The organism is Olivibacter domesticus, assembly GCF_900109575.1.
GTDB lineage: Bacteria > Bacteroidota > Bacteroidia > Sphingobacteriales > Sphingobacteriaceae > Olivibacter > Olivibacter domesticus.
This window is the reverse complement of record NZ_FOAF01000007.1, coordinates 21,898-35,592: the sequence shown is the minus strand read 5'-3', so window position 1 is coordinate 35,592 and position 13,695 is coordinate 21,898. Positions and strand designations below refer to the sequence as shown.

General features: G+C 39.8%; 10 protein-coding genes. 7 read left to right on the top strand and 3 right to left on the bottom strand.

Translation table 11 applies throughout. The features are described from left to right. Position 1 precedes the first annotated feature (1 nt). From BMY50_RS20355 to BMY50_RS20335, 5 genes are all read left to right on the top strand, one after another. Positions 2–1,348, top strand: coding sequence for a TolC family protein (locus BMY50_RS20355; protein ID WP_093328309.1), 1,347 nt, complete (start codon positions 2–4; stop codon positions 1,346–1,348). A 56-nt stretch (positions 1,349–1,404) separates the two neighbouring features. Further along, positions 1,405–2,517 (top strand): HlyD family secretion protein, encoded by a 1,113-nt coding sequence (locus BMY50_RS20350; protein WP_093328307.1) that lies wholly within the window; start codon positions 1,405–1,407, stop codon positions 2,515–2,517. Positions 2,518–2,619: 102 nt separating this feature from the next. Further along, a complete protein-coding gene (locus BMY50_RS20345) occupies positions 2,620–4,191 on the top strand; it encodes a DHA2 family efflux MFS transporter permease subunit (protein ID WP_093328304.1) in 1,572 nt (523 codons plus the stop codon). A gap of 184 nt (positions 4,192–4,375) precedes the next feature. Beyond that, positions 4,376–4,945, top strand: coding sequence for an FKBP-type peptidyl-prolyl cis-trans isomerase (locus BMY50_RS20340; protein ID WP_162276644.1), 570 nt, complete (start codon positions 4,376–4,378; stop codon positions 4,943–4,945). Between the two features lie 55 nt (positions 4,946–5,000). Then, positions 5,001–5,939 carry an FKBP-type peptidyl-prolyl cis-trans isomerase gene (locus BMY50_RS20335; RefSeq protein ID WP_093328299.1) on the top strand — a complete coding sequence of 313 codons (939 nt, stop codon included), beginning with the start codon at positions 5,001–5,003 and terminating at the stop codon, positions 5,937–5,939. On the opposite strand, the gene BMY50_RS20330 is transcribed toward BMY50_RS20335, so the two are convergent. Genes BMY50_RS20330 through BMY50_RS20320 form a run of 3 tightly spaced genes read right to left on the bottom strand, consistent with a single transcriptional unit; the run spans position 5,940 to position 9,056 of the window. Then, positions 5,940–7,259: a cryptochrome/photolyase family protein gene (locus tag BMY50_RS20330; RefSeq protein ID WP_093328297.1), complete on the bottom strand. Its 1,320-nt coding sequence runs from the start codon at positions 7,257–7,259 to the stop codon at positions 5,940–5,942. After that, a complete protein-coding gene (locus BMY50_RS20325; RefSeq protein ID WP_093328292.1) occupies positions 7,237–8,157 on the bottom strand; it encodes a TIGR01777 family oxidoreductase in 921 nt (306 codons plus the stop codon). Before BMY50_RS20325 ends, BMY50_RS20330 begins: the two co-directional genes overlap by 23 nt. 29 nt (positions 8,158–8,186) lie before the next feature. Further along, positions 8,187–9,056, bottom strand: coding sequence for a Rossmann-fold NAD(P)-binding domain-containing protein (locus BMY50_RS20320; protein WP_093328290.1), 870 nt, complete (start codon positions 9,054–9,056; stop codon positions 8,187–8,189). 320 nt (positions 9,057–9,376) lie between these two features. Here BMY50_RS20320 and BMY50_RS20315 point away from each other — a divergent pair, with 320 nt between their 5' ends. Further along, positions 9,377–10,678: a DASH family cryptochrome gene (locus BMY50_RS20315; RefSeq protein ID WP_093328287.1), complete on the top strand. Its 1,302-nt coding sequence runs from the start codon at positions 9,377–9,379 to the stop codon at positions 10,676–10,678. A gap of 200 nt (positions 10,679–10,878) precedes the next feature. Then, positions 10,879–13,689, top strand: a complete 2,811-nt coding sequence (locus BMY50_RS20310) for a 2-oxoglutarate dehydrogenase E1 component (RefSeq protein ID WP_093328284.1) — start codon at positions 10,879–10,881, stop codon at positions 13,687–13,689. Positions 13,690–13,695: the final 6 nt, after the last annotated feature.

The following is a 13,695-nucleotide window of genomic DNA, read 5'->3' as shown; positions in this document are numbered from 1 at the left end:
AATGAATAGTATAATAAAAAGTATAAATAAAGTGTTGTTTGGCTGTTGTATTGTTGGTGTGAGTGTTCACACAACATTTGCGCAAGAGCAAAAGATGCTCACCTTAAAAGATGCTATTGAATTAAGCCTTCAGAACAGTAAGGAGCTAAAGGTGAGCAGTAGCAAAGTAAAACAGGCAGTAGCTTCCCTACAGGAATCGAAGGATAATAGGCTGCCGGATATTGACATTTCTGGACAATATATGCGTGTGAATAAGCCGAATGTCGATTTTAAATTGCAGAATAGTGGTTCCGGCGAAGAAGGTGGTGAAGCTACTGAAGCGCCAGACGTTAGTCAGGCCATGTTTGGTATGGCCACAGTGAAATTGCCTATTTTTTCGGGTGGAACAATAACAAATGGTATTGCATCTGCCAAATTTTTAGAGAAGGCTGCAGCATTAGATGCTGTTCGTAATAAGGAAGAAGTTGTACAGAATACGGTTGAAGCCTATTATAATTTGTATAAAGCACAAGCATCCGTGCGACTGGTTACCGAAAACCTTAATAGTTCTAAACAACGTGTGAAAGATTTTACCGGCATGGAAGCAAATGGCTTAATACCGAGAAATGATTTATTGAAAGCACAGTTGCAGGAAAGTAACTTGGAACTAGCATTGCTTACTGCGGAAAACAATGAAAAGATCACCAACTTTAACTTTGATTTAATGCTCGGTTTAGATGAGCAAACTAAACTTGTATTGGATAGTACGGGTCTAGATAGCAGACCAGTTGTAAAATCATTGTCCGAATGGGAAAGTTTAGCCTTAAGTAAGAGAGCTGATTTTCAAGCGTTAGGACAACGTCAAGATGCGGCTCATAAAGGAGTGCAAATTGCTAAGGGGGCTTATTATCCGTCATTAGGACTTTCCGCGGGTTATGTCGGTATTAATGTACCGAATGCACTTACGGTAACGAATGCGGTAAATGTAGGAGCTGGGCTCAGTTATAATCTGGCAGCCTTGTATAAAGCAGGTGCAAAAGTAAAACAAGCAAAGGCGCAGGAAGAGCAGCTGGCTTGGAATCAAGAACAGTTAAGTGATGGCATTAGGAGCCAGATTCATAAATCCTACCAGGATTACAATCAAAGCCTGAAAAAAATCCAGGTATATATGAAAGCCGTGGAACAGGCCAATGAAAATTACCGTATTACGAAAAATAAATACGACAATAGTTTGGCTACAACAACTGATTTACTGGATGCAGATGTTGCTCGTTTACAAGCAGGGATTGATTATGAGTACGCAAAAGCTGATGCGGTTGTTGCCTATAATAAATTGCACGAAAGTGCTGGTGTAGGTGTTGGTGAGTAGGGATAAAAACTATAAGTGTTTTAATTAAGTAAAAAGCAGATTTTATAAAGAAGATAATGGAAAACAATAATCAAACTACAGCAAATCCTACAGAAAAGAAATCTGGAAACAAGGGCTTTGCAATCGTTTTTATTCTTTTAATCCTGGTTGGAGGAACATATGGGGTAATCAAATACCTGCATGCCCAGAAGCATGAGGAAACAGATGATGCCCAGGTTGTTTCCACTATTAGTCCGGTTATACCCCGTGTTGCCGGCTATATCAAAGAAGTACATGTAAGCGATAATCAGCTAGTACATAAAGGTGATACCCTTGTGGTGCTCGATAACAGAGATTATATGATCACACTTGCCCAAGCAGAAGCAGGATTGGCTTCCGCTACAAGTAATGCGAGTGTAGCTGGGGCAGGCATACACGTAGCCCAAGCAAATATCAACACTTCCAAAGTGGATATTGGAACGGTAGAGGCACAAATTGAATCTGCAAAGATCAACTTGTGGAGAGCTGAGCAAGATTTTAATCGTTATGAAAATCTTATAAAAGATCATAGCATTACACAACAACAATTTGAGCAGGCTTTGGCTACTAAACAAGTGGCAGAAAAGCAATTGGTCATTTTGGAATCACAAAAACAAGCCGCTGCCCGTCAAGCCGCTGCCGTAAGTACACAAAAATCAGTTAGTACCAGTCAGGTTTCTGTAGCCAGCGCTACCGTAAAACAACGTGAAGCAGAAGTAGAAGCCGCTAAGCTTAACCTTTCTTATACTATCATTACTGCGGCTATCGATGGTCAAATCGGTAAGGTAAATTTGCAACCCGGCCAATTCCTGTCTGCAGGTCAATCCTTATTCAACATTGTACCGGTAAATGATAAATGGGTAGTAGCTAATTTCAAAGAAACACAATTAACTAAAATGAAGGTGGGACAGAAAGTGAGCATCAAAGTAGACGCTTATCCAGATACCGATCTAGAAGGAACAATAAGTTCTTTTTCACCTGCCACCGGCGCTTCGCAGTCGCTTCTTCCACCGGATAATGCTTCTGGAAACTTTGTGAAGGTTGTGCAAAGAATACCGGTTCGCATTAATTTTAATGAAGGCCAAGACCCTGCCTTTATTGATAAAATTCGTGCCGGAATGAATGTGTTAGTTGACGTGCATTTAAATTAGTTATTGGTTGCTTTCATGGCTATTAATTGTTAGCTAAGAGTAATGTTTAGTGGTTGATAACCGCCTGAATATAAACAGAAACGGATAACGAAAGAGTATATAATGGAACAAAATTCATTAGTAGAATACGGTTGGCGTAGAGCAATTATCACGATAACGGCCATTTTATGTGCCTTATTGGAAATTGTCGATACCACCATCATCAATGTGGCTTTAAACGATATGCGGGGAAATATGGGCGCCACATTAAGTGAGATTGGCTGGGTTATCACCGCTTATGCCATTGGTAATGTGATTGTGGTACCTTTAACTAGCTTTTTCTCCCAACAATTTGGTAGGCGGAATTATTTTGCGGCATCGGTCGTCCTGTTCACCATCTGTTCATTCCTTTGTGGAAACGCTACCACTATGTGGGAGCTAATTCTCTTCCGTTTTCTTCAGGGCGTAGGTGGGGGTGCCTTGCTGGTTACCTCACAAACTATTATCACAGAAGTTTACCCGCTAGAGAAAAGAAGCATGGCGCAGGCGCTATATGGTTTAGGGGTAATTGTTGGACCAACTTTAGGCCCTCCGCTGGGGGGGTATATTGTAGAGCATTATAGCTGGCCATATATATTTTATATTAATATTCCCATCGGAATTATAGCCACCATGCTTACGTTGAAATTTGTGAAAAGCCCTAAATATGGTGAAAAGAAAAAGGCGAGTGAGATTGACTGGTGGGGTATTGTCTTTTTGGCTGGGGCGGTAGGATCTTTACAATTTGTATTGGAAAGGGGCCAGGAAGAGGATTGGTTTAATAATAGCATGATATTGGCATTCAGTGTTATGTGTGTTGCATTTATCTATCTTTTTATATGGCGGGAATTGACGGTAAAGAATCCTATCGTTGAATTGCGGGTATTGAAGGATAGCAATCTGCGTGTAGGAACGATCCTTTCGTTCATTATGGGCTTTGGTTTATATGGGTCTACATTTATTATTCCATTATATACCCAAAACAATTTGGGATGGACGGCCTATCAAGCCGGATTGTTAATGGTACCCTCTTCTTTGATGACAGCTTTTATGATGCCGATTATTGGGCAGGTCTTGCAGCGCGGATTAAAACAGAAATACCTGGCAGCTGCGGGGATGTTTTTATTTTTTATGTTCTGTTTCTGGGGATTTCGGATTCTGACACCAGATACCGGGGAAGGCAATTTCTTTTGGATGTTAATGCTACGTGGATTGGCCATGAGCATGCTGTTTATTCCAATAAGTACCTTGTCGCTTTCCACTTTAAAAGGACAACAAATTGGTCAGGGGGCTGCTTTTACTGGTATGATGCGACAATTGGGAGGATCCTTCGGAATTGCCTTAATTACAACATTCATGACTAGGCAGAATGCCTTTCATCGAAATAACTTAATTGAGCATATCAATCCAAATAACCCGCTCTTTCAGCAAAAATACCAAGGAATGGTAAGTAATTTTATTCAGCACGGCATGGCTCCGAACCAGGCGAAGGCAGCGGCCCTACAAGCGATGGATGGGTCGTTAATGGGACAGGCTTCCGTACTGTCTTATATGGATGTATTTCTTTATATAGGTATTATGTTCCTAATTTGTGTTCCTTTTATATTAATGCTAAAAAATGCAAAAGCGAAGGTAGATATGTCAAATGTTCATTAATAGATGGTCACATTTCCAACAAGATTTTAACTATTTGTATAAACGAAGGGTAAGATAGAAAGCAATTTGTGTAGCAAATTGTGTTTGTTAAAAAATGTTAATGTGTGCATTTAATGAATTAATTCGATAACTTTGCAAAAGCGCATTAGTGTTGAATTACATGAATAAAATCTGTACCCTCCTTATGACTCTGATCATTGGGCTTATCGTAACATCATGCGATAAAGATGAGCCAGGTGTGTACGATTATCAAGCAGTTTTAGAGCGCGAAGCACCATTGCTTTCGGCGTATATTACGGCGCAAGGCTTATCCGATTCTGCTAAATTTCATCAGGAAACCGGTATATGGTATGTCTTAAAGGATTCTGGTGATATGGCAGTAAATTACCTGGATTCTGCCAGTACTTCCGATAAATTACCAATTAAAAATATGTTGGTGCAGGTAAGGTATACAGGGAGGCTGTTGGACAGTACGGTGTTTGAACAAAATGTAGCACTTGATTCGATCCCATATGTATCTTTGTTGCCTTCTGAAACAGAGCCTGGACAGAGTGAAGCGTGGAAAGTTGCCTTTTATCCGAAGCTTGTTGGAGGTTTCTTTGAAGAGGGCCTAAGAAAGGGAGCAAAGATAAGAATTATTACGCCGTCTATTTTTGGTTACCAGAATCGAAGTCACGGTATTATAAAAGAGAATTCCCCTCTTGACTATGAATTAGAGGTACTAGATATTAAGGAGCCGGTTAAAACCGATTGATGAAAAATGTACGATTTGGTATTTGGTACCAATTTAAAAGAGAAACAAGAAATAAATGAACCTTTCTATTAGAAATTTACCCTTCCTGTGCTTATTTGGATTAGTAGTAATAGCGGCTTGTAAAAAACAGGACTATACAAGTGTTGAAGCACTTGATGACGAAAATATAGCTGCGTATATTCAAGCTAATAACCTGCAGATGGAACCACTAGGCACTACTGGGATGTTTTATCAGATTATAGAAGAAGGAAAAGGTGGTGATTTAAAATATACGGAGAGTTACCCAATCATTTATACAAAAAAATCCTTAGACGGTACGTATTCTGTAGCTGATACTTTCGCTTCAGCCAGTCGTTACATGGACTTTTTAGGATATTTCCTTGGTGAAACCAATCAAGGTTCAGTGATCGCAAACATTCCCGAATACCAACAAATTTTAGAGAAAGATGACGGTCTAAAAATGGCACTTCGTACCGTGTTAAAGAAAGCGAATGGTAAAATCCGGATTCTAGTGCCGTCAAGATTATTTACTGATAGCAGAAATGGAAATGCCGATTTGGGTATTCCTCCAAATGCTTCTATGGATTACGAGATTCGGGTACTGGACAGTGCCAGTGTACCAGCTTATGAAGATTTAGCAATTAGAAAGAGAATACAAGCTTTAGGATTAAATCTGTCGGATTATCAAAAAACTGAAAGTGGTATTTATTACAATATAAGTAAGCTGGGTGAAGGTAATCCAATAACAATAGATTCCACTGTTACGGCTGTATACAAAGGATACCTCTTGAATGGAACGGAATTCGATCAATCTGACTCCGTGAATTTTACGCCAAAAAGCCTTGTGAAAGCATGGCAGGAAATTTTACCTAAAATTAAAAAGGGTGGAGAAGTGCATTTTTTCTCACCCCCAACCATGGCTTACGGCATTTCTAGTAGCGGGCCGGCTCCTTTTGCTTCTCTAGAATTTAATGTAACTATAAAAGACAATTAATTAATTTTTTAAAGCATTTTTATAAACTTTCAAAGCCCGTTCGCGGGCTTTTTTATGTTCCACAATTGGCATAGGATATCGGAATGGATCATTAAATTCAGGCACCCATCGCTTCACATAAACAAGATCGGGATCAAATTTCTTCAGCTGTAATTCGGGATTAAAAATTCTGAAGTAGGGTGCTGCGTCATTTCCACATCCTGCTGCCCACTGCCAATTCCCCACATTACTGCTCTGTTCATAATCTTGCAGTTTTCTGGCAAAATAGGCTTCACCCCACCGCCAATCAATTAGCAAATGTTTACATAAAAAGCTTGCGACTACCATACGTACTCTGTTATGCATAAAACCTGTTTCATTCAGCTGTCGCATACCGGCATCTACAAGTGGATAGCCGGTTTTTCCTTTGCACCAAGCCTCAAATTCCTGTTCATTGTTGCGCCAGGGTATCCGGTCGTATGCCGACTTAAAAGCATGATCGGTGGTGTGCGGGAAATGCCATAATATCATCATATAAAATTCCCGCCATATGAGTTCGATTAACCAAGTTTTATCTTTTAATCGGATCGCGTCATTCATTAATTCCCTAATACTGATTGTTCCGAATCTTAAATGAATGCTTAGATGGGATGTGCCTTCTTCTAATGCAGGGAAGTCTCTCGTGTCATGGTAATCGACGATAACATCTTTATATTTTTTGTTCGGAAATTGTTGTTTGGTTTCTGTGAAACCAAGCTGGCTTAACAAAGGAAATGGCCGATTGAAAGTATGTATATTTTTAAGCTGCTCTTTTATTTTATAGCTTTTTAAATCCTCATTTGTTAGCTTTTCGAGCCACCTATTTTTATATGGTGTAAAAACAGTATAGGGTTTGCCGTCCGCTTTTATTAACTCATCTCTTTCGAAAATAACCTGATCTTTAAAAGAATAAACAGCGATCTGCTGGTCCCTTAAAAAGGCTGAAACTTTTTCGTCCCGCTCAAGCGCATAGGGTTCGTAGTCGTGATTATAATAAACGGCAACGGGGTTAAAATCAGTAATAATCTTTCTCCAAGCATGGAGGACGTCATCATGATAAACAGCTACAGCACCATGGTATTTCTTTAACGAAGCGTGGATCGCTTTTACCTCTTCATATATAAACGTTACGCGTGCATCATCTCTGTCTGCTAGTTTATTGAGTATTTGTGTATCGAAGATAAAGATAGGTTGAACGGGAGTTCCAACAGACAAGGCCTTGTATAATGCACTATTGTCGCTTAATCTTAAATCTCTTCTAAACCAATGAATAACGGTTCTATTTTGCTCGTGTTTCGGCATACGTAGCGGTTAATGCTTCGCGCAAGGTTGGATATTTAAACTTAAAACCAGCATTTATTATTCTTTCTGCCGATACCTTCGTGCTGTCAAGCACAATAGCACTCATCTTTCCTAAAATGCCCCGGAGGATGAATGCCGGTATTGGAGGGAGCCATAGTGGTTTACCTAATTTCTTGGCTATTTCCTGATTCAATTGGTGATTCGTGATGATTTGGGGTGCTACCATATTATAGGCACCGTTCAAACCGAGGTGCTCAAGTGCAAAGACGTACATGGCTACTGCATCGGCTAAATGAATCCAAGGAATGTATTGTTTGCCATTACCCAGGGCGGCTCCAAAGCCAAGGCTGATGGGCTTTGTAAGCACCGGAAGCGCCCCTCCTTCTTCTGTTAATACCATGCCGCACCGTAAGGCTACCGTCCGTAAACCGTAAGACTTGCCGTTGGCTACGGCTTGTTCCCAAGCCAGACAGGTTTGTCCCAAAAAATCGTCTGCAGGAGGTTTTTCCTCTGTCAGTAATTCTTCTGCTCTGTTTCCATAGTAACCGGTGGCAGAAGCAGAAACAACTGTTTTTACTTGATGATTGCCCGAAGCTAATAAGGAATAAATTAATGCAATGCTATCCGTTCTACTTTTCAGGATGGCAGATCTTACATTTCTGCTCCAGGGTTTCTTTGATATATTGGCGCCGGCGAGGTGGATAATGGCGTCAACGTCCTCTATACAGGTCTTATCTATAATACCATCTTCCACATTCCACGTAAAATAATGAATGTTTTTTGTGTCGGCTTGTGGTTTTCGTACAAGCGCATTGACAATATAACCTTTATTTATTAGTGCTTTAATGAGAGCTTTACCGATCAGTCCCGTAGTGCCGCTAATTAAGATTCTTTGCATATCAATATTGTAATAATTGGTTAAAATAATTAGCTGACCAAGGCTTTTTTTAGGGCCTGCTCAAAAGTTAAACATTCATGTGGAAATAGATTGTGAATATGATTGTTTTCACATAGCAAATCGCCGGTAATATGCTGGCCGAAAGCGCGGGCAGTAGGAACACTCACGCCTGTAGTGAGGCTTATAAACATGGCTGAAAGCCTATTGCTAAGGCTTGGTAAAGCGATAATGGGTCTTCTCAGGTGTTGTAGTTTCAGATAAGTTTTCAGCATATCCCTATAGCTAAGAATATCTGGGCCGCCAATATCGAAACTCTGATTGAATGCGGCAGGATTGAGTACGATAAAATTTAAATAAGTAAGTAGATCTTGGAGCGCTATGGGCTGCGATCTCATTTTAACGAGGCGTTTATTGGCGAATATGACGAATTTAGAGGATATTTTATTCATCATTTCCATTAGTATGGAGCCAGCACCAATGATATTACTTATCCGTATGATGGTGTAAGAAATATAGCTGTCGGTTAAAATCTGTTGAACCTCCTTGATAAAAGGCGTTCTAAGCCTGGTAATATAAATCAGTTGCTGCGTGTTTGTCTTCCGGGCCTGCTTGATAAAATTTACTAATGAAAGAAGTTCAAGGTTTTTATATTGATCGCCCCACTCCGCTGAATCTTGACTTAAGTAAATGGCTACATCCATATTGCCACTGAGTGGAGGAGTGTATTTTTCACGTACCAAATCTCCTTGCATCACTACGAGATTAGGATGCTTTTCGGTGCTTTTGAGAAAATGTCTTTCATTACGTACCAAACAAGAAATGTTATAACCCTCATTAGCAAGAAAAAGAGCTAGTATTTTACCTAAATAATTATTCAGTCCGGTAATCAATGTATTCATTTCGCAAGGCCTATGTCACGTTTATACTACAATTATATTGTTCTTTCTGTTTAGTTTAAAATGAAATAGTTTTTTTACGAACTCTTTTTTCGATTTTTTCACAGCGCTACGGTTTTTTTTCTAGCTTTCTACCTCATCGTTGAACGGTGTTGATGAACAATAAAACGGGACCGTAAATACGAATATTCCAGCGATATACTTGTTAAATGTTGTTTGAACATTTGTTAGAATAGTGTAAAGGTTCTTGATTATACGCCTAAGCATTGCTTTATGAAGTTAAAAACAAGTATATTTGAGGTTAAAAGTTTCCTATATTAAGTATGAATAAAGATACAATCCTTGTTTGGTTTAGAAATGATCTTCGTGTGCATGATAATGAGATATTATGGCAAGCGTTAGAACGTGCAGACAAGGTAGTCCCGGTATATATTTTTGATCCCAGACATTATATCGTAGATGAGCGGGGTTTGTCAAAAACCGGCGTTATTCGAGCAAAATTTATTTTGGAGAGTGTGCTAGACTTACGTCTTTCTTTACAAGCATTGGGGGCTGATCTGTTAGTGGCCAGTGGTTGTCCCGAAGAATTATTATTGAGTTTAGCCGAGCGGTATAATGTAAAAGAAGTTTATCATCACAGGGAAGTAGCAGAAGAGGAAACACATGTGTCCACACTGGTAGAAGAATCGTTATGGAAAAAGCGGTTAAATTTGAAGCATTTTATAGGGCATACCTTATATCATAAAGAAGATTTACCTTTCCCTATAAAGGACATACCAGATACGTTCGCAACTTTTAGAAAGAAGGTAGAACGGGAAACGTCTATACGGCCAACGGTTAATACACCCAACCATGTGATGCTCCCGGACGACTTTGAAGCTGGAGATATTCCTACGTTAAAGGAACTGGGGTATACTGATACGGCGATAAAAATGGCAGATAAATCTGTTTTTAAGGGAGGTGAAAAAGAGGCGCTTAAACAGTTGAATGCCATTATAGAAGGAGATCAGTCTGATCAAGACAATGATTTTTTGATGGGGGAAGGGACTGTCTTATCGCCATGGATTGCGCTGGGGTGCTTATCGGCCCATACCTTGTACCATACAGTAAAACGTTTTGAAGAGCGAGGGCTGTCAAAAAGAACAGCAGCGGCAATAGTTACAGGTTTATTGTGGCGTGATTATTTCCGGTTCATGTTTAAGAAACATGGCAATAGATTTTTTACATTGAAAGGTTTTTCGGAAGAAGTTCCGCAAGAACAAAAAGAAGTGGAAAAGAGGTTTGATCGATGGAAGAACGGAGAGACAGGAGAACCAATCATTGATGCTGCAATGAATCAACTTAATACCATTGGCTTTATGCCAAATGTTCCCAGAGCACTGGCGGCTCATTATTTAATACATGAAATGGGGGTTAACCATTTGCTGGGAGCGGCCTATTTCGAAGATAAATTAATAGATTATGGGCCTGCTTCCAATTACGGGAATTGGGCACACATTGCCGGGGTGGGGAGTAGTGTGAAGGATAATGGTATTAAAGACATTAAAAAGCTCAAAGCTTTATTTGATCCAAATGGCGAGTATGTGAAACGCTGGAACAGCGCACAAATATCGCTTACCGATTAAGAAATGATTTAGATTTACCCTCAATAAATTTAGTTAATTTTTAAACATAGGAAGTTTTTATTTTGTTGTGCCATAGGAGATGATAAAAAAGAATGAATGACTCACTCAAATTTTAACGCTAATTTATAATTAAGTGTGATTTAATGTGCATTCCGTCAGATATTTTATAACTTTGCCAGCACATCGTATTAGTAAAGTAAATGGACAGACTTTCATATCTTAGTAACGCAGACTCAGGTTACATAGACTCGCTGTATAAAGCGTATAAAGAAGACCCCAATTCGGTCGATTTTGGATGGCAGAAATTTTTCGAAGGATTTGAATTTGGTGAGCAGACGGATGGCGGAGGGAAACCTGTCGAAGGGGGTGATGTTTCTGAACATTCCCTTAAAGAAATAAATGTATTGAATATGATTCACGGTTATAGAGACCGTGGACACTTGTTTACCAAAACAAACCCGGTAAGAGAGCGTAGACCTTATTACCCGGGAAAAGAACTGGAGACTTTCGGTTTATCAGAGGCTGATATGGACACCGTTTTTAATGCGGGTGTAGAAGTGGGCTTAGGGCCAGCTAAATTGAGGGATATCCGTCAGTTAATAGAAGAGACCTATTGCCAGGCGATAGGCGCTGAATTCACCTATATCAGACACCCTGAAAAAATCAAGTGGCTGTTAGAGCATATGGAAGGTACCAGGAATAAGCCAGACTTTCCTATCGAAAAGAAGAAGCGTATTCTTCAAAAATTAAATGAAGCGGTAGTTTTTGAAAATTTCCTAGGTACTAAATTTTTAGGTCAGAAGCGCTTTTCTCTAGAAGGCGCAGAGACGGTAATTCCGGCATTGGATTCTGTCATCGAAAAAGGAAGCGACCTTGGCGTACAAGAATTTGTTATTGGAATGGCACACCGCGGGCGGTTGAATGTGCTGGCCAATATTATGGGTAAGACCTATAAAGATATCTTCTCTGAATTTGAAGGCAAAACATATGCGAATGCAGGCGAGCCTGATTTTGGAGGTGATGTGAAATATCATTTGGGTTTCTCTACCGATATCAAGACCCACACAGGTAAAGATGTTCACCTTAGTTTATGTCCTAATCCTTCGCATTTGGAAACAGTAGATCCTGTTGTGGAAGGTTTGGTACGTTCTAAGATAGACATGAAATATGATGGTGATAAATCAAAGATTGCCCCTATATTAATTCATGGCGATGCGGCGATCGCGGGACAGGGTATTGTTTACGAGGTGGCGCAGATGTCTAAGCTTGATGGTTATTCAACTGGAGGAACCATTCATTTAGTAATCAATAATCAAATTGGATTTACTACCAATTTTAAAGATGCACGGTCATCTACTTACTGTACGGATTTGGCAAAAGTTACGCTTTCACCTGTTTTCCATGTAAATGGCGATGATGTGGAGGCTTTAGTGTTTGCGATTAATATGGCTGTAGAATATCGCCAACGATATCATACAGATGTATACATTGATATTTTATGTTACCGTCGTTATGGACATAACGAAGCGGATGAACCTAAATTTACACAGCCTAAGTTATATAAAGCTATTGCAAGTCATCCAAATCCACGTGAAATCTACAACAAAAAGCTGATGGAACAGGGAAGTGTTGATGCCAATCTTGCAAAGGAAATGGAAAAAGATTTCAAGGCCTTATTGCAGCAACGCTTAGATGAATCGAAAGAGGTGGAAAATCTTTCGGAGGCAAATCCAATGTTCTCTGGGGCATGGAAGGGTTTAAGACCGGCAAAATATGAAGATATCTTTAAACCAGCTAATACAGCGGTGTCAAAAGACGAATTTATAAAAATCGCCAAGCTAATTACCACGTTACCGAAAGATAAGAAGTTCTTCAGCAAAACAGCTAAGTTGTTCGATGCTAGAAATAAGATGATTTCGGAAGATTCTTATGACTGGGCAATGGGCGAGTTGATGGCCTACGGAACATTGTTGGAAGAAGGATCTCGCGTGCGTATATCCGGACAGGATGTGGAACGCGGTACTTTTTCTCATAGACATGCTGTCATCACACTGGAAGATTCTGAAGAAGAGTATATCCCCTTGAGGGCAATTAATAATGGTGATGTTAAATTTGACATCTATAATTCATTGCTTTCTGAATATGGCATTTTAGGATTTGAATATGGTTATGCCCTGGCAAATCCGCAATGCTTAACAATTTGGGAAGCGCAATTCGGTGATTTCTTTAATGGTGCGCAGATCATTGTTGATCAGTATTTGTCAAGTGCCGAAACAAAATGGAAACGTTCCAATGGTTTAGTAATGCTATTGCCTCATGGATACGAGGGACAAGGACCTGAGCACTCATCGGGACGCATCGAAAGATTCCTTGAAGCTTGTGCAGAAAATAATATTCAGGTTGCCAACTGTACTACTCCAGCAAGTTTCTTCCATCTGCTAAGACGCCAGATGCATCGCGAGTTTAGAAAACCTTTGATCGTGTTTACACCGAAAAGCTTGCTAAGGCATCCAAAAGTGGTTAGTAAGTTAGCCGACTTTACCAACGGTCAGTTCCAGGAAATTATTGACGATACTTATGTGAAAACGAATGATGTGAAACGCGTATTGTTCTGTACCGGAAAAGTGTATTATGATTTATTGCAAAAGCAGCAAGATGATAAACGTAAGGATGTTGCTATCATTCGTGTTGAGCAGCTTTATCCTACACCTACCGATAAAATCCGTGCGCTTAGGAATAAATACAAGAATGCAACCAAATTTTTCTGGGTGCAGGAAGAACCTGAAAATATGGGCGCATGGCCACATATCTGTCGCAAATACCGTAAAACGAGTGTTGAATTAGATGTGATATCACGAAAAGAAAGCAGCAGTACTGCTACAGGCTATTCGAAACAACACAATACACAACAACTTTCATTGGTAAGCAGAGCCTTTGCAGATGATAGCGCTGGGACCGAAACCAAAAAGCAAGTAAAAAAGACAACTAAAGAAGCAGCAAAAGTAGATTAACATAGA